General features: G+C 57.7%; 15 protein-coding genes and 4 tRNA genes. 9 read left to right on the top strand and 10 right to left on the bottom strand.

Annotation, left to right across the window (positions count from 1 at the left end; all coding sequences use genetic code 11):
• Window positions 1-549 precede the first annotated feature (549 nt).
• Window positions 550-1,188 carry a DUF47 domain-containing protein gene (locus tag R6Y96_RS06490; protein ID WP_318622496.1) on the top strand — a complete coding sequence of 213 codons (639 nt, stop codon included), beginning with the start codon at window positions 550-552 and terminating at the stop codon, window positions 1,186-1,188.
• 5 nt (window positions 1,189-1,193) lie between these two features.
• On the top strand, window positions 1,194-2,378 hold the full coding sequence (locus R6Y96_RS06495; RefSeq protein ID WP_318620435.1) for an inorganic phosphate transporter: 1,185 nt from the start codon (window positions 1,194-1,196) through the stop codon (window positions 2,376-2,378).
• A 29-nt stretch (window positions 2,379-2,407) separates the two neighbouring features.
• Here R6Y96_RS06495 and nth read toward each other — a convergent pair whose 3' ends face one another.
• The 4 genes from nth to R6Y96_RS06515 all read right to left on the bottom strand — a co-directional run bounded on the left by nth (window position 2,408) and on the right by R6Y96_RS06515 (window position 4,975).
• Window positions 2,408-3,079, bottom strand: coding sequence for an endonuclease III (gene nth / locus R6Y96_RS06500; protein ID WP_318620436.1), 672 nt, complete (start codon window positions 3,077-3,079; stop codon window positions 2,408-2,410).
• Between the two features lie 6 nt (window positions 3,080-3,085).
• Window positions 3,086-3,160: transfer RNA gene (locus R6Y96_RS06505), tRNA-Pro, on the bottom strand.
• A 170-nt stretch (window positions 3,161-3,330) separates the two neighbouring features.
• On the bottom strand, window positions 3,331-4,512 hold the full coding sequence (locus tag R6Y96_RS06510; protein WP_318620437.1) for a bifunctional 5,6,7,8-tetrahydromethanopterin hydro-lyase/3-hexulose-6-phosphate synthase: 1,182 nt from the start codon (window positions 4,510-4,512) through the stop codon (window positions 3,331-3,333).
• A gap of 309 nt (window positions 4,513-4,821) precedes the next feature.
• Window positions 4,822-4,975 (bottom strand) — tRNA-Trp (locus tag R6Y96_RS06515).
• Window positions 4,976-5,069: 94 nt separating this feature from the next.
• Between R6Y96_RS06515 and R6Y96_RS06520 the strand changes: the two genes are divergently transcribed.
• The 4 genes from R6Y96_RS06520 (at window position 5,070) to R6Y96_RS06535 (ending at window position 9,626) form a co-directional block, all read left to right on the top strand.
• Window positions 5,070-6,770, top strand: a complete 1,701-nt coding sequence (locus R6Y96_RS06520; RefSeq protein WP_318620438.1) for an AMP-binding protein — start codon at window positions 5,070-5,072, stop codon at window positions 6,768-6,770.
• Window positions 6,771-7,174: 404 nt separating this feature from the next.
• Window positions 7,175-8,365 carry an RNA-guided endonuclease InsQ/TnpB family protein gene (locus tag R6Y96_RS06525; protein WP_318620440.1) on the top strand — a complete coding sequence of 397 codons (1,191 nt, stop codon included), beginning with the start codon at window positions 7,175-7,177 and terminating at the stop codon, window positions 8,363-8,365.
• Window positions 8,366-8,473: 108 nt separating this feature from the next.
• Window positions 8,474-9,061 (top strand): hypothetical protein, encoded by a 588-nt coding sequence (locus R6Y96_RS06530; RefSeq protein WP_318620441.1) that lies wholly within the window; start codon window positions 8,474-8,476, stop codon window positions 9,059-9,061.
• Window positions 9,062-9,344: 283 nt separating this feature from the next.
• On the top strand, window positions 9,345-9,626 hold the full coding sequence (locus R6Y96_RS06535; protein ID WP_318620442.1) for a hypothetical protein: 282 nt from the start codon (window positions 9,345-9,347) through the stop codon (window positions 9,624-9,626).
• On the opposite strand, the gene R6Y96_RS06540 is transcribed toward R6Y96_RS06535, so the two are convergent.
• Both R6Y96_RS06540 and R6Y96_RS06545 read right to left on the bottom strand, forming a co-directional pair.
• Window positions 9,608-9,680 (bottom strand) — tRNA-Thr (locus R6Y96_RS06540). The two genes, R6Y96_RS06535 and R6Y96_RS06540, sit on opposite strands and share 19 nt — an antisense overlap.
• A 52-nt stretch (window positions 9,681-9,732) precedes the next feature.
• On the bottom strand, window positions 9,733-10,008 hold the full coding sequence (locus R6Y96_RS06545; RefSeq protein ID WP_318620443.1) for a DUF504 domain-containing protein: 276 nt from the start codon (window positions 10,006-10,008) through the stop codon (window positions 9,733-9,735).
• A gap of 619 nt (window positions 10,009-10,627) precedes the next feature.
• Between R6Y96_RS06545 and mmp10 the strand changes: the two genes are divergently transcribed.
• Window positions 10,628-11,854, top strand: a complete 1,227-nt coding sequence (gene mmp10, locus R6Y96_RS06550; RefSeq protein WP_318620444.1) for a methyl coenzyme M reductase-arginine methyltransferase Mmp10 — start codon at window positions 10,628-10,630, stop codon at window positions 11,852-11,854.
• Here the strand turns inward: mmp10 and R6Y96_RS06555 are convergent.
• Window positions 11,842-12,408 (bottom strand): type 1 glutamine amidotransferase, encoded by a 567-nt coding sequence (locus tag R6Y96_RS06555; RefSeq protein WP_318620445.1) that lies wholly within the window; start codon window positions 12,406-12,408, stop codon window positions 11,842-11,844. The two genes, mmp10 and R6Y96_RS06555, sit on opposite strands and share 13 nt — an antisense overlap.
• Window positions 12,405-13,085, bottom strand: a complete 681-nt coding sequence (locus tag R6Y96_RS06560) for a diphthine--ammonia ligase (RefSeq protein WP_318620446.1) — start codon at window positions 13,083-13,085, stop codon at window positions 12,405-12,407. Before R6Y96_RS06560 ends, R6Y96_RS06555 begins: the two co-directional genes overlap by 4 nt.
• Before the next feature lie 101 nt (window positions 13,086-13,186).
• Between R6Y96_RS06560 and R6Y96_RS06565 the strand changes: the two genes are divergently transcribed.
• Window positions 13,187-13,390: a hypothetical protein gene (locus R6Y96_RS06565; RefSeq protein ID WP_318620447.1), complete on the top strand. Its 204-nt coding sequence runs from the start codon at window positions 13,187-13,189 to the stop codon at window positions 13,388-13,390.
• A gap of 42 nt (window positions 13,391-13,432) precedes the next feature.
• Here R6Y96_RS06565 and R6Y96_RS06570 read toward each other — a convergent pair.
• Window positions 13,433-13,517: transfer RNA gene (locus R6Y96_RS06570), tRNA-Leu, on the bottom strand.
• A 626-nt stretch (window positions 13,518-14,143) separates the two neighbouring features.
• Between R6Y96_RS06570 and rbcL the strand changes: the two genes are divergently transcribed.
• Entirely contained in the window at window positions 14,144-15,436 is a 1,293-nt protein-coding gene (rbcL, locus tag R6Y96_RS06575) for a type III ribulose-bisphosphate carboxylase (protein ID WP_318620448.1), read from the top strand.
• 409 nt (window positions 15,437-15,845) lie between these two features.
• On the opposite strand, the gene R6Y96_RS06580 is transcribed toward rbcL, so the two are convergent.
• A complete protein-coding gene (locus R6Y96_RS06580) occupies window positions 15,846-16,493 on the bottom strand; it encodes a DUF5591 domain-containing protein (RefSeq protein ID WP_318620449.1) in 648 nt (215 codons plus the stop codon).
• Between the last annotated feature and the right edge of the window lie 185 nt (window positions 16,494-16,678).

Raw genomic sequence — 16,678 nt, forward strand, 5'->3', positions numbered from 1 at the left:
ACCTCGCTCGCTGGAAACACCCCCACCCTCCTGCGGCCGCACCACGGCCTCCGCCCGCCCCTTTCACAGGGGGCGGGCAATCTCTGGCGATACCCTCGGATACAGTGCCAGGGGACAGGAACTACCAGGAAGTCTTCTCGCCTGAAACCGCGTGGGGAGATCCTTCCACCTCTCTCACCCATCCCACCCGGATACCCCCTTTGGCGGTCTCCCGTCTCCGCATCTCTCAGGAATGGCGTCTTGCAAAAACCGCGGCCACCCCCTGATCCAAATTGGAGAGGGTGCGCGGCGATGCTGTCACTCCCCCAATCCGTTTCATGGAGAGGTTTTTCAAACGGGGGAAGTAGTACTCTGATGGCCTCATAATTGTAAACACAGCAAAATTCATTGCTGCATATACCCCCGCGTTGTCATGGTGCATCATGGATATTGAGAATCGATCACCTGGAATCGGGATGTTTTACACTTTTGAGGGTCTCCTCCATCGGTCAAACCCGATCTGATCGATCGCTATATAGGCCCTGAAGAAAGAACGATATATTGATCATTGTGGGCATCAAGGAGTGGGTGGTTCCGCAGGATAAGGTGTTTTTTGATCTTTTCGACAGGATGGCCCGGACGGTTGTCTCTGCAGCCGATATGCTTGTCGAGTTTATCGAGAATTTTGAGAGGATCGAGAACATAAAAGAGCAGTGTCGCACGATGAAAGAGATCGAGCATGAGGGGGATGAGATCGCACATCAGATCTACGAGCAACTGAACCTGACTTTCATCACCCCGCTCGAACCCGAAGAGATCTCCCGCCTTGCATCAGCGCTCGATGACATCCTGGACTACATCGACGGCACCATGCAGCAGATGTACAGTTATGGCATCACCGAGACCGACAACTCAATGATCGAACTCGCAAAACTGATCCAGCTCAGTGTCATTGAGATCGAGAGGGCTGTAAATGGCATTCGCAACATAAAGAACCCCCACCAGATCGAGGAACGGTGCATAGAGGTGAACCGCCTGGAGAATGTCGCGGATAACGTTCTCGGCCACGCTATCATGGACCTCTTCAAGACGAAAGATGCGATAACAATAATCAAGCTCAAAGATGTTTACGAAAACCTCGAGATAGCTACCGATAAATGTGAGGACGCCGCCAATGTCTTGAGCGACATAGCCATAAGACACTCCTGACCGCTATGGACCCGATCATCGTTCTCGGCATTCTTCTTGCACTGCTCTTTAACTTTGCAAATGGCCTGAACGATGCCGCAAACTCGATCGCCACCATTGTCGCGACGAAAGCCCTGACACCTCTGCAGGCGGTCCTCCTGGCCGGTGTTTTCAACCTCCTGGGACCCCTGCTCTTCACCACTGCGATTGCGGCGACCATAGGCAAGGGAATAGTCGATCCGGTCTTCCTCACGCCGCTGCTGATCCTGATGGCGATGCTCGGCGCCGTGCTCTGGGTTTTTCTGACATCGTTCTTCGGGATCCCTGTGTCGAGCAGTCATGCGCTTATTGGTGGATTGCTTGGCGCGGGGATGGCTGCTGCCGGGACTGGAGCGGTCCTCTGGCCATCGATTGCGGTGATCAGGCAGACTGCTCTTTACGCCATTGCAGGCGCCTTTATCGGGGCGATAATCACTGCCGCAGTCGCTTACAGGAGGGATGACTTTAAACCATGGAACTTTATTGTTGGCGGGCTCATCGGTGTGACGGTGATAATCCCGTTCGCCATTGCAGCCGGTTTTTTGAAAATTGGCGGCATCCTTGCGGTTGTAATCTTTATCGTTATCTCTCCAATGCTCGGTTTCCTCTCCGCGTTTGTCCTCGCCGGCCTTATCGCCTGCATATTCCATAACTACCACCCGAGGCGTCTCTCCAGACATTTTAAGATCCTCCAGATCTTTTCCGGATCATTTCAGGCCATCGGCCACGGCAGCAACGATGCCCAGAACGCAATGGGCATCATAACCGCCATGCTCCTTGCGGGAGGGCTGATCGCCGAGTTTCACGTCCCGCTCTGGGTCATTTTTGCATCATCCCTTGCCATATCACTGGGAACGCTATTTGGTGGGTGGCGGGTCATCGACAGGATGGCCAACAAGATCACGCGGATCCGGCCATACCAGGGTTTCTCCGCATCGACCGCTGCCGGAGGCGTCCTCTCTCTGATGACCGCCTTCGGCATCCCGGTCTCGACGACTCACGCTGCAACCGGTGCGATCATGGGTGTTGGCACAACCCGCGGCTACTCGGCGGTCAAGTGGGGTGTTGTCCGCGAGATCCTGATCGCGTGGATCCTGACCATCCCGGCATCGGCGGTGGTCTCAGGGGGCTGTTACCTGATCGCACTTGCTCTGATCGGTGAGGTGTTTTGAGGCCAGCATAGCGGTTCATGCAGACAACCTCACCTCATACCGCCCTCTTCCTCAGAGGCCTGCATCTCCCGGCAATAATGGCAGAGGTCTGCCACCACACACTCGTCGTGCTTCGGGTTCTGCGCCTTGCAGACGGCGCGCCCATGACGAATCAGGAGGAAGTTGATATCTTCCCAGACCTCCTGTGGAAAGAGTGCCATGAGATCGCGTTCGATGACCGCGGGGTTCGTGCTCGAGGTGAGCCCAAGCCGCTTTGAGACCCGGCGGACGTGTGTATCGACGGCTATACCAACGTTGATACCGAACGCATGTGAAAGGACGATGTTTGCGGTCTTCCTGCCAACGCCGGGCAGCGACAGCAGCCCCTCCATTGTTTGGGGGACCTCGCCGCCGAACTCGGAGACAATCTTTCTTGCCGCGCCAACTATATAGCGGGTTTTCATATGATGGAACCCGATGCTCCTTATGAGTGGTTCGACCTCCTCCGGTTCGGCGCTGGCGAGTGCCGCGGGTGTCGGGTAGCGGGAGAAGAGTTCGTCGCGAATGGCGTTGACTGCGCGGTCGGTTGTCTGCGCGGATAGGATGGTCAGGATCAAAGCCTCGAAAGGGTTATGGAACTCGATAAAATGACGCCTGCCGTCGACGATGGGGTAGCGCGCAAGGAGGCGGCGGTAGACCTCACATGCGGTCTTGCGGTTCATGACTGATGGGGCAGGGCAGATTTGAACTGCCGTCAAAGCGTCCCAAACGCTCTAGGATGGACCAGGCTACCCTACTGCCCCTGTTTACCTGCATACATTGGGGACCAAGACAAAAATAGTTGCCGCTCCGTCTCTCCCGGCACCTGCAGCCGTATCGACCATTCCAACATCGATCCTCGAGGAGATACACATTCTCTGATGTTAACCTTCCAGGAACCGTTGCCGGAGGGAAAAATGGTTATAACCTGACCTTAGAAATCGGTCATGATCCTGAACTGGTCAACCTCTTCGGTGTTAAGTTCTTCCAGGAACTCTTCAGCTGCATGTTTGATATCCTTGCTTGCGGTGATGGCCCGGCCAACAACCAGGATATCAGCGCCCGCCCTGAGTGCCTCTTTCACAACATGCTGCCGGATGCCGCCCGCGGTCGCGATCAGCATCCTCTCACCGCCTGCCTTCCGGATTGCCGGAATATCGCCCCAGGCGTAATCGGTATCCTCGATGTCGATAGCCCGGTGGAGTTCAACAACATCCGGCTTCACCTTCAGTTGCCCGATGACGGCGACCGGGTCACTGACGTTGAGCATGTCAAGCACGCTGTAGATACCGGTCTTCCGGGCTTCCTGGATGGCCTTCTCAATCGTCGATAGCGGGGCGAGACCGGAGATCACAACGGCGTCAGCACCGGCGTCAGCAGCCATGCGGGTCTCCAGGTTCCCCGTATCCAGCGTCTTGAGGTCGGCGACTATGAAGGAGCCTGGCCTGATCTCATGGATCTCGGAGATGATCGAGAGTCCAAACTTCTTGATAAGAGGTGTTCCGGCCTCGAGGATCAGGTGGTCGCTCTCCGGCAGCTCCTCGAGGACCTTCCGCATATGGTTCCTGTCAACAAGGTCCATCGCAACCTGCAGGTATGGGGGGTTCCAGAGACGCTGAACCTTGAATCCCATTACGGCATGGGTTGCCCGATCTTTCTCGTGAAGGAGCGTATCGACGTCAGGGAAACGATCGAGCGCCCGGCGGATCGCGAGTTTCGTCGCGCCGTAGTTGAACCTGTATAACTTGTTGTAGTCCTCTGCAGTTGGGTGGACAAAGACGCTTGCCATGATGACGATATCCTCGATATCGATCCCCTCAAAGGCACCCTCCTCCACCAGGTCGGCGACGGCCTTTGCCACAGCTGACTGCACAGGCCCGAAGATCTGGTTCACCTGATACTCTTTCTTCAGGGTGACCTTCGGGATGATGATGGTCGAGGGTTTTGCAGGCAGGTTTGGCCTTACTACCGCAAGAAGCGGGGTATGGCCTTTGGAGAGGTGGGAGAGGGCGTTTGCAAACGCCTGCCCCACAGGTCCTTCTTTGTTTCCCATGATCAGATCTACGTGCGCAAGTTCTGCGCCGTCTCCAACCAGTGCTTCGCCGATGAGATACATATGGATGCCCTCAGATAAGTGCTGAAATGTTGGTGGACCTGGTTTAAAGACCTCCCGGTCGGATCGTCTCTATCCTGGACAGAAAACCACTGCTGCGAGGGGGATTGATTGCCGCCCGGGGTAAGTTTTTATGCGCGCCTGCATCACGGGGGATGGATCCTGGCGAGCGCGCGGGTTAGACAAGGTGGGCCTAGAGGAGATTCCCATCTATCTGATGATTGCGCCCGGGATAACTACCACCATTCTGGGGCGTTATGGCCCAAATGAGAAGAGTGCAGGCTGGCCTGCCCGTTAAAAGTTGTAAGAATGTGGGGTCGGTGAGATTTGAACTCACGATCGACGGGTCTCTCCGAACATGCATCAGTGCTCCAACGGGTCATCATCCGTCAATCAGGAGACCCATTGTTCATCATGTGCAAAGACCGCTGGAGCCCGTCGCCATTCCGGACTAGGCCACGACCCCATTGCCCTCTAATACATTGATGGCAATGCAGCATAATGATTGCGCATGAAAAAACCAGTAATCATATAACGCCGCCGACACCCATTTATATAGAATGGTTGAGGGCAGTTACGCGTGCGGAACCTCGCAGATACCTCTGCTCGGCATCACCATCGGTGAAATGCTGAACCGTATAGCCGCGGCGCACCCGGACAACGAGGCACTCGTAGCCGTCCACCAGGGTATCCGGTGGAAGTATGCGGAGTTTCTCGATCGTGTCAACACCCTGGCACGCGCCCTGATGGCGCTTGACGTGGAGCGCGGTGATCGGGTTGCCATATGGGCGCTGAACTACGCTGAGTGGGTGCTTGTCCAGTTTGCCACAGCAAAGATCGGCGCCATAATGGTGAACATCAACCCTGCATACCGGACATACGAGTTCGAGTATGCCATGAAGCAGTCTGAGGTGCAGACACTCTTCATCCAGGGCAGGTTCAAGACCTCCGACTATGTCGGGATGTTCTATGAGTCGTGCCCCGAGGCTTTTGAGGCTAAGCCAGGCCGGATAGATAGCGACAGGTTCCCGTTCTTGAAGAACGTCATATTCCTTGGGGATATCCCATACAACGGGATGTACACCTGGGACGATCTCATGGAGATGGCCGATCTCATCGCTCCTGAAGAACTCCGGGAGCGTGAAGAGTCGCTCGACTTCGACGATCCGGTCAACATCCAGTACACCAGCGGGACCACCGGCTTTCCTAAAGGCGTGGTTCTGACACATCACAACGTCCTGAACAACGGTTTCTTCGTAGGGGAAGGTATGAAGTTCGCCCATCACGACCGACTCTGCATCCCGGTGCCGTTCTACCACTGTTTCGGTATGGTTCTCTCCAACATGGCCAGCGTCACACATGGTGCCACAATGGTGCTGCCATCGCCAGTCTTTGAGGCGGAGGCCGTCCTCAAAGCCGTGCAGGACGAGCGGTGCACCGCCCTCCACGGCGTGCCGACGATGTTCATCGCCGAACTTGCGCACCCGAACTTCGAGAACTATAGGCTTGACTCGCTCAGGACGGGGATCATGGCGGGCTCGCCATGTCCGACAGAGGTGATGCGGGAGGTCAGCAAGAGAATGCACATCTCCGAGATCGTGATCGTCTACGGCCAGACCGAGACCTCACCAGGGATCACGATGACCACGACAGATGACCCGCTGGAACGGCGTGTCTCGACGGTTGGAAGACCTTTTCCTCACACGGAGGTCAAGATCATCGACCCGAACACAAAGAGGATCGTCCCCCGCGGCGAGACCGGTGAGATCTGTGCCCGCGGCTACTGCGTGATGCGGTGCTACTACAACAACCCGAACGCCACCCGGGCAACTATCGACGAGAACGGCTGGAACCATACGGGAGATCTCGGGGTGATGGACGAGGAGAACTATGTCAAGATCGTCGGCCGCCTGAAGGAAATGGTGATCCGCGGCGGTGAGAACATCTACCCGCGCGAGATCGAGGAGTTTCTCCACACCCACCCGAAGATCGCTGACGCCTATGTGATCGGGGTGCCGGACAGGAAGTACGGCGAGGAACTTATGGCATGGATCAGGGTCGATAACGGTGCGAGACTGACGGAGGAGGATGTGCGGGAGTTCTGCCGCGGCAGGATCGCGCACTTCAAGATCCCGCGCTACATCAAGTTCGTCGACGACTTCCCGATGACGGTCTCGGGCAAGATCATGAAGTTCAAGATGCGTGAAATCGCGATAAAGGAACTCGGCCTTGAGGACGAGTCAAAGGTCGAGACGGCGTGAAACCGGGGTCTGCCATGGACGGGACATCTGGTACTGAGTGGATCTTACAGGAGATCGAGTCGCTTCTGGCCGATCCTGATTTGAACAGGCTGGGCCCGGATCTTGCGGAACCTGCCTGGGATAGCCCGCTCATAGGCGTCTCGCGGGGAGACGATCCGCTGTATGCCGAGTTTAACTTGCGGGGGTGAAGGGGGCGGAGCGGGAAGTCCCCACCGTTCACGATGGGGATGAAAGCGGAGCCGCCCTTCCTTCCTGCGATAGATATATTCCTCTTGAGTATTCTATTATCATTCACCCAACATGAGGTATAAACTTGATAGGTCTGCACATTCGGTACAGGTACGTCAGGACAGGTAAGCCTCGATGCGCTGAAGGAGTATGTTGACTCGCAGATAGAGAAGTAAATGATCGTTTCCTACAAGTACCGGGCGTATCCCGATGCAACCGTGGAAACACGGCTGAACACTGCACTTGATACCTGTAGGTGGCTCTACAACAAACTTCTCGAAGAATGCAACACGGCAGCACGAGAGGGTGGGATCTCTCCGACGATGCGGGGAACGCAGGCGCGGATCGTCACGCTGAAAGAGGAGAATCCTGCACTCAAGGACGTATACTCTAAAGTGCTCCAGATGGTCAACTATACCCTCTGGAGCAACATCGCTGCACTCTCGCAGACAAAGAAGAGAGGACGGAAGATCGGCAAACTCCGATTCAAGAGTGCAGCCCGATACCGGACGCTCAATTATAATCAGTCGGGTTTCAAGATCGATCGCGAGCGTAGTTCGATTACGTTCTCGAAGATCGGAACGATTCCGTTCAACATGCACCGACCCTACACCGGGAAGGTGAAGGGTGTCCTGATCACCCGTTCCGGCGATAGATGGTATGTGATCATTCAGACAGAGCAGGAGGTCTACAAGTCAAAGCGTGAAGGGCAGTCTGTCGGTATCGATGTCGGGTTGGATTCGTTTGCGGTCGATAGTGACGGTGCAGTGATCGAGAACCCCAGGTTCTATGAACATTCTCTTGGCAGGATCAAGAAGATCCAGCGGAGTCTTGCCCGGAAACAACGGTTCTCGAAAAACTGGAAGAAGGCAAAAAGGAAACTGGAGAAGGTCTATGATCATGTCGCCAACCAGAAGAACGATTTCCTGCACAAACTCTCCCGTCAGTACGTTGACACCTATGCGACGATCTGTGTTGAAGACCTGAATATCAAGTATTTGAAAGAGAACGGCAAATCTCGCGGGCTCCGGAGAAGTATCCACAGTGCGTCGTGGGGACGATTTTATTCTTACCTCTCGTACAAGGCTGAAAGTGCTGGTACGGAACTCGTCAAAGTCGATCCCCGCGACACGACACAGATGTGTTCGAACTGCGGAAGCATCGTGAAAAAGACGCTCTCCGAGAGAGTCCACGAATGCCCATACTGTGGGTTTGTTGCCGATAGAGATTACAATGCTGCGGTGAATATCCACCGCGTGGGGATGGAACAGCCCTTTGAGCCTGTGGAGCCAAGACCTCTACATCACATCTCTGTGGTGCAAGTGTTGGCCATGAAGCAGGAAGCCCCGCCCGAGAGGCGCGGGTAGTTCACAGAGAAGATCGGACCGTTTTACTGGACGCCTCTTGATGCGTTCCGGACCAGATTTCCAGAGGCCGATCTTGCGGACTCACATCTTGCTGTCATAGTCTGGGTGTTGCCGCAGACCGAAGCGACCCGGCGCGAGCATAGGGTGTGCACCTCGTTTCCCTCACGCCGCTGGAGCCTTGCCCGGCACTACGGCGAGGCTGTGAACGACCGCATCCGCGACCACATTGCCCGTCTTCTTACCGATGCCGGATACCCGGCCGCCGCTCCGGTCAGGCTGCCGGAGTTCCGGCGCGAGGTATCGGAGCGGTCTGGAATCGCTTCATGCTGGTCGGAGCGGCACGCTGCTTATGCATCGGGTCTCGGGACGTTCGGTCTCTGCGATGGGCTGATCACGGAGCGGGGCAAAGCGGTGCGCCTGGGCTCGGTCGTGGCCGCGGTAGACATCCCCGCAACGCCGAGACCGTATCACAGCAGGACTGAATACTGTCTCCGTCTGGCGGGTGGAGAATGCGATGCCTGTATCCGACGCTGTCCGGCAGGTGCGATCTCGGAGGCTGGTCACGACAAGGAGCGCTGTTTTGCCTATATCCGGGAGACGGCAATGCCCCATGTCGAGGGCGAACTAGGGTTTCCGGTCTCAAGTTGTGGTCTCTGCCAGACGGGTGTCCCCTGCGAGTCCAGGCGACCGCGGTGAGAGAGCAGGTCTTGCCCGATCCCAGGGAATCTTTACGGCCGGTATTATCCCTGATTTGCGGTTCCTCATCGATACAGCGTTCGGGAGTGTCTGAAGGGGTGCGCGATCCGGAGAAGGAAAGCGTTCCGGAAGGTCACCATCGAATCGCCCGCATAAACCGTCCCCGGATCTCCCCGGGGACGAGGACGACGTGGATGAAGGTCGGGCCCCGGCCCCGGTTCTCCTGTCCTCGTCCTGAACCCTGCACTTCCTCTGGATCCCGGCGGCTCGGGCGAGAAGTTCCATGTCCACCGCCCGTCGACTGGTTCCCGGTGCCCCCGAACGCCTTGTTGTCCAGGCAGACGAACGTGAGGTTCTCCGTGGCTTCCGCGGTCCCGAGCAGGCAGGGAAGGATGATGATCCGAAAGCACCTTCTTCCCGGGAGCAGTCACCCGTTTTCAAGCATCGCGTCGTGAGGGTCGTTGATGAGCGATACAGGTTTCCGGTGCCGAGCATCAACCTCACCGAGACCGGGTATTCCCGGCGGATAAAAGAGGTCTTCTTGAGAGCCCCAGCCGAGATTTGAACTCGGGACCTGCTGATTACAAGTCAGCCGCTCTGCCACCTAAGCCACTGGGGCATACCCTAATGGTAAGAGGTCTGCGGTAAAAAAGGTGGCGCCGCGGTGCCGCTCACCCATCGCCGGCGTCACCCGGTCGGTGGCCGTGCTCCCAGACGACCTCACCGTCGTAGAGGATCTGCCGGATCCGATGATAGGGGATGCAGGCGGTGTGGGTTCCGGCGTCCACCTCCATGTAGGGCGCCTCGAGCGCAACGACCCTCTCGCCCCGAACCGTCGAGCGGTCGCCGGGCGCACCGCGGTCTACGTAATCGATCTCAACACGGGAGAAGTCATACCCGGGGTCGTGGTAGAGCCGTAGAAGCAGCCGGTGACTTGTCCGCATCATTCACCATGACCAGATAGCACCGGCGGGGCATAAATGTGTAAGGTCATCAAGCCTCTTTTCTGACGCACAAAAACCACCATCCCTGCCCCCTCGATACGAGGGCTTGGCAGGCAGCGTGTGGCGATAACCCCCCCGGATACCGTGCACGGGGTGCAGGAAACAGCGTCCTGGTGGGGGATCCACCGGCACGCTGGTTGGTGCTCTCCATGACACTGTATCGATGGGATATCGCCCCCCAGGGAGGGGCTGACGGGGAGGGGGAGGCGAATCCCCCCTGTCTCCGCAGTCTCTGGTTGAACGGCATTCGCTGAAACACCCCTGCCGCCCGGCGCTGCGTGGCGATTGCACCTGTAAGGCCGTGTCCGGGACGGTCTCATAAACGTTTTCAGAAGCGATTCGTCTGGGTATGGATACACGAACTCTCCCTGGCGCTTCATCGATGAAGAATCACAGATCAGATGAAGGCTGATGGAAAGATAGTCTGCAGCGAGGCACGTCCCCTTGAAATCTCTTCGGGAGAGGTTTATCAAACAGGGGGAACATTGGATTGATAACCCGCGGGCAGCGCGGCCGGTTCTGTGCAACGTTCAATATAGAGTAACACAGAAGTAACAGCAGGATGTCGCACCTCACCGTGGATCTCGGGGGCCGGCCCGGCCTTGACTGCCGGGGGTTCTGCTCGTACTGTTACTTCAAACACGTCAGGGAGACAACCGCCTTCGGCTGCAGGCACTGCCTCCCCTTCAAGAAAGGCTGTGACTACTGCACCCGCGGCGTGCGTGAGGGCTACGAGGGTTTCAAAGATCTCAGGACGGTCGCCGAGGAGACGCTTGCAAACCTCCAGATGATGAGCGGAGACCTCGACCGTGTCACAATCAGCGGCGGCGGCGACCCTAGCTGCTACCCTGAGTTCTATGACCTCATCGAACTGCTCGGGAGCATGGAGGTGCCGCTCCACATAGGCTACACAAGCGGCAAGGGGTTCGATGACCCCGGGGTCGCCGATCACCTCATCGATAACGGCCTCTCCGAGGTCTCATACACCATATTTGCAGCCGACCCCGGGCTCCGGAGAGACTGGATGCACGACCCCACGCCGGAAGCCTCGCTCGCCGTCCTCGATCGGTTCTGTGAGGAGATCGATGTCTATGCCGCCGCTGTTATCATCCCCGGTGTGAACGACGGCGATGTTCTGGAGCAGACCTGCGCCTGGCTGGATGAGCGTGGCGCAAAAGGGCTGATCCTTATGCGGTTTGCAAACCGCACCGAACAGGGGCTCATCCTCGGCAACGCCCCCATCCTCGAGGGGCAGCGCATCCACACGGTCGACGAGTTCCAGAACCTCGTCACCGACCTGAACGAGCGGTTCTCTATGAAGATCAGCGGAACCCCGCTTGGCGACCCGAGCATCGGTTCGCCGTTTGCCATCCTCCACGAACCCGACCTCCTCAGAAAACTCCCCCGCGTCCAGAGGCGTGCAACCGTTATCACCGGGAGCGTCGCCGCCCCATACATCCAGCGGATACTCTCGATACGCGGTTCGACCTCCAGGGTTGTTGCGGTCAGAAAGGAGATCGCGTGCCTCATCACCGCCGACGACCTGGCGGGCGTGGACCTCTCAAAACTCGAAGATGTCGTGATCATCCCCGGTCGGGCGTTCGTCCACGACGCCGAGGCAAAGGAGATCCTCTCCGCCGACGGCGTCGACCGCGACGTTCTGCGCGGCCCCGATATGCTGACAGCCGACGCGGAGACGAGCATGGGGATGACCCGCAATGAGGTGCTCGATAAGGAGATGGAAGGGATCGCGGCCCTGATCAACACAATCAACCGCTACGGCCGTTGATCCACCAGCCCGAGGAACCGCTCGATCAGCCACTCGTTCCTGACCTCCGGGTGGAATAGGAGGCCGTAGAGGGGGAGGGAGTGGTGCCGGATCGCCTGAACGCAGTCTTCTGAGGCCGCGAGCACCGTGAACCCATCAGGCACACCGACGGCGCACCCACGCACCTCGTAAGCGGAGAACCTCTCTTTCCCGGCAAAGAGTGGATCAGAGGCGAGAACCTCCACCTCCGTCATCCCGATCCCGCAGCCGGGTTCAGCCCCGGCGCCAAACGCCGCGGCGAGCGCCCGCATCCCGGAGGATATCCCGAGCACCGGGCGGTCGAACTCAAGGAGCCAGCAAAAGAGGTCGAGCCGCTCCGCAAACCCGGTGTCCATCAGCACCGTGCCGCAGAGGATTGCCCCATCCGCGGCTGCGATATCGGTTGCGCTGAGCGCTTTGTAATGGCGGACGTCAAACTCTCTGCCCGACTTCCTGAGGAACCGCTCGATAGGTGCAACAAACTCCTCCCGCGAGAGCGAGTCCTCACGGTAACAGAGGTCGATGACCAGGATCATCGTCCCACCAGCCGCGCCCGCTCTATCCTGAGGACGCCGTTGTGGTTCCGGTAGACCCTCGACCCCTCCTCGATCACGATCCGTCGGGAGAAGAATGGGGCGTCGATGACGAACGTCTCGAACTCCCCGCCCTCGCCTGTAAGGGTGATCCGGTCTTTGCGGGCGATCATACGGAGCTCATCGAGAGTGCGGCGGTCGATCTCCCTGCCGAGCCACGACTCATCGAAGGGCGATGCAAAGACGCCCGTTATGACGACCCGGAACCCGGCATCCAGGAGTTCCTCCATGTAGCCCTCCTGGTCTGCAAGCCAGAGCGGGTTGAAGCACCATAGCCCCAGTTCATAGCAGATCCGCTGGAGACGCGTTGCCTGGTAGACCGAGAGGATCGCCCCGGTCACAACGCCATCGATCCCGAAACGTTCCCGTGCGGAAAGGAGTGCATGCCGAAGGTCCAGCAGTTCGGTCTCTTCCTCGCCCTCCGTCTCCATCTCCAGGAGCGGCAGTCCGGCGGACCTGGCTTGCAGCGCGGCAAACCGGATGTTGGGGGTGTGGAACATGTAACTCTCCGGGTTCCGGGAGACGATCGTGATCAGGCAGACCACCTCCTCCTTCTGCATCGCCTTCCAGCAGGCGAAGGCCGAGTCTTTCCCGCCGGAGAAGAGAACACCGAGTCTCATATCTGGTTCCCGTAATCTTCTGCGCAGGGCACGATAAGCCCTCCCGTCGGCAGCGGAAGGATCATTTTTATATACTATTCTGACGTTTAGGCGATTTGGGAGTGACTGTCACGAAGGTTGAAGGCGACCACCACACTGAGATGGAGATTCAGATGGTAGTGGACTGTATCTTGGTTGACTACCGGGTGGACGCCGCGTTTCGAGACCGGGTGGTCGATGCGCTGATCGAGTGGGCGGAGGAGCACCCGGCTGAGTGGGAGGGACTCCTTGAACGCTGCCGGCAGCGCCAGTCGGTGCCGGTGTAAAGATCGCGGGATCTTCCCCCTGCGTTGCTTGAAAAACCGGAGTGCGAGGGGTGAGATTTGAACTCACGAACTCCTGCGAGACCAGGCCCTCAACCTGGCGCCTTTGACCTGGCTTGGCAACCCTCGCACCTATACGGTGACGGCTGACGCATCGGTTGCGTTGCCGCACCCTTATTCGCCTCACTCAATCAGTTTTCCTGCATAAAATACATTTGTGCGGGGCGGGGTGGCATCATATCAACGATCTGGACTGTAAACTCGCCACTCTTTCTCGGCGGTATCTGCGGGGAGCCGTCAAGACCGCCACCGTGTACGCCTTTCGCGATATACTCTATCACCCCAAGGCGGGCAGTAGATTGGCGAAGATCAGGGGAAAATTGTGCCAGGGCAGAAACAGTATTCCTCAGAGATGTTTCACTGTGACGGTGTGTGCCAGGGCAGGACACACCCTCGCTGGTGTCCGGCTAAAAAATTGGTTACAGATATGGTAGGGTGGACGTGCAGAGGGGAGGTTTTCCATCAGTGGTGGCCCGACCCATTGTTAGTATGAAATACATGTTATATATGTTTACCTAATATGACAAAATTAAAGACATGTAATACCATCATCCTCACACGCGTTTCCCCCAGCCAACGCCCTCTTTTCCGTCCGTCCCAGCGCCGGATGAAAAACACGGTTTCTCACCTGGTTTTTTGCCCTCATCGGATGAAAGGTTTTTCGCCCCTGAAAGCCTTCACTTCAAAGGTGATGTTATGGCGATTGATTGGTACAATGAGTTCGTTGATCTCGACCATACCCCCGGCCCGGACGAACTTGTAGCACTCTACTACTTCGAACCCGCTGAAGGGGTCAGCAAGGAGGAGGCGGTTGGCCGGATCGCCTCAGAGAGTTCGACCGGGACCTGGACAACGCTCTTTACCATGCCACCACGGATGCGCGACCTCCAGGCGAAGGCCTTCGAGATCGAGGGGAACTACGTGAAGATAGCATACCCCCTTGCTCTCTGGGAAGAGGGGAACGCCACCCAGCTCCTGAGTGGCATCGCCGGGAACATATTCGGCATGAAGGCGTTAAACCGCCTCCGGTTGATCGACGCCACGCTCCCGGCCGGCTACATCCAGCACTTCAAGGGCCCGCACTTCGGTATCGAGGGCATCCGCGATATGATGCGGGTTCACGGCCGGCCGCTCACAGGCGCCGTCCCAAAACCGAAGGTCGGTTTCACCGCAAAGGAGCACGCTGAGGTGGGCTACGAGACCTGGATGGGTGGGTTTGACTTCGTCAAGGACGACGAGAACCTGACCTCTCACTCGTTTAACCGTTTTGAGGATCGCGTCAGCGCAATGACAGATATGCGCGATCGCGCCGAGCAGGAGACCGGTGAGGCAAAGTCCGCGTTTATCAACATCACGGCCGATACGGAAACCATGAAAGCGCGGGCGGAGATGCTTGCAGACTACGGCTGGAACTACGCGATGATCGATGTCGTTGTGGCGGGAACGGCCGCGGTCGCGGCACTGCGTGACCACTGCTCCGACCTCGGACTTGCAATTCACGCTCACCGCGCGATGCACGCAGCCTTCGATCGTGACGAGCGCCACGGGATCACCATGCAGTTCCTGGCGAAATTGATGCGGTTGATCGGCGTTACTCAGATCCACACCGGGACTGCCGTAGGTAAACTGGTCGGCACCAGGGCCGAGGCCACGCTGCTTGCGGACATTCTCCGGGAGCGGCGCGTGAACGCTCTCCCCCACATGGCCCTGGAGCAGGACTGGGGCGACATAAAAAGCGCCTTCCCTGTCTCCTCCGGCGGACTCCACCCAGGACTCGTCCCGGACGTCCTCGATATATACGGAACCGACCTTGTCCTCCTTGTGAGCGGCGGGATCCACGGCCACCCTGAGGGGACCAGGGCGGGTGCGATGGCCGTCATGCAGGCGATCGAGGCCTGGCAAGAGGGGGAGAGCCTCGACGAGAAGGCAAACCATGCACCGGAACTCAAGAAAGCCATGGAGAAGTGGGGCTACTACAAGCCGAAGTGACTGCCGGCTCAAGAGCCTTTGAGGGCTTCTCAAAAGGCGGTTTTTCCGGGTGTGGCCTGCACGTTACAGGAAGTGCCCCTCAGGGTGATGCCTGAGTTCACCGGATACGCTGAAAAGAGGGAGGCCATTCCACCATTTCCCCTATTTTTGATTCCCCCACGGTCCAGTGCCCCAGAGAAGATGTTTCAGCGTTCAAGTCACGTTTAGACCAGATGAGATTCCTCTGCGTCCAGGATTTGGCTTCTCCTGGCGGTCGTCGCTCACTGCACGCCGTTGACAATCCGCAGGATCTGGTGAATGGAGGCGCTGGAAGAACCGGATGATCTGGTTTTTAGAAAGAACAGAGGCATAAGGCCCCCGACGAGAGATGGGGTAGCAGTCACGAATGTTTCGAGGCCATCTCAAGACCTCACCGTTGCACCATCTTCGCGATCCTCACGAGTCCCTCCCGGAACTCATCGATGTAGCCCTGCATCGAGAGGCTCCCCTCCGGGAATGGACAGTCGATATCGTAGAGTCGCTCAATTATCGGATCCGAGGGGAGCAGGTCGACGGCGACCCCGCTCTCTTTTGAGGCTTCGACCACCGCCTTCCTGAACGGCCCGATGCAGTAAGCAAGTCGGTGCCGGTAGGTATCCCGGGTCTTCTCAAGGTAACCTTTCAACCGATAGACCTCTATCCGGTGAAAGTCGCGCCGGATCCGCTCGTCCGTTGTCCTGCCGAGCATGTAATGGTAGTTACAGAACGGGTACATGCACTCAAGTTCCGCAGGAACCGTCCCGCAGGTGCCAAAGATGACGATATGATAGTCCGCAGGATCCAGGACCTCATCGATGATCCGGCGAAAAAGCCGATGGCTCGGGCTCTGGCTGTAGGGTTTGCGCACCGCACAGGGGAGAAAGAGGCCAATCTCTCTTGGTGCCACCGCATAATCATCGATGATAAACCGGTACGCGTCCTCAAACTCCTTCCGGTAGAACGGCGGGTCAAATATCTCAATCCGATTCCCATGCCGGTCCTGCACAACCTCGACCACCCGCGGTCCGGTCTTACGCATGTGCAACCACCCTGTCGGCCTGCATGACTGGAGATTACCCCCTGAACCGGGTAGAGATTTGATCCGTGAAGCGGAAAAAGCATTCTGGAAAGGCGTATTCCTGCCGCCCGGTGGGAGTTGCGTGCAGAGATCTGCAGCGCAGCCAGAGTGAGAGGGCGACCCCGAAGCCCATCAAACCACCGCTT

Origin of the sequence: Methanoculleus receptaculi, from assembly GCF_033472595.1 — an archaeon.
GTDB classification, from domain to species: Archaea; Halobacteriota; Methanomicrobia; order Methanomicrobiales; family Methanoculleaceae; genus Methanoculleus; species Methanoculleus receptaculi.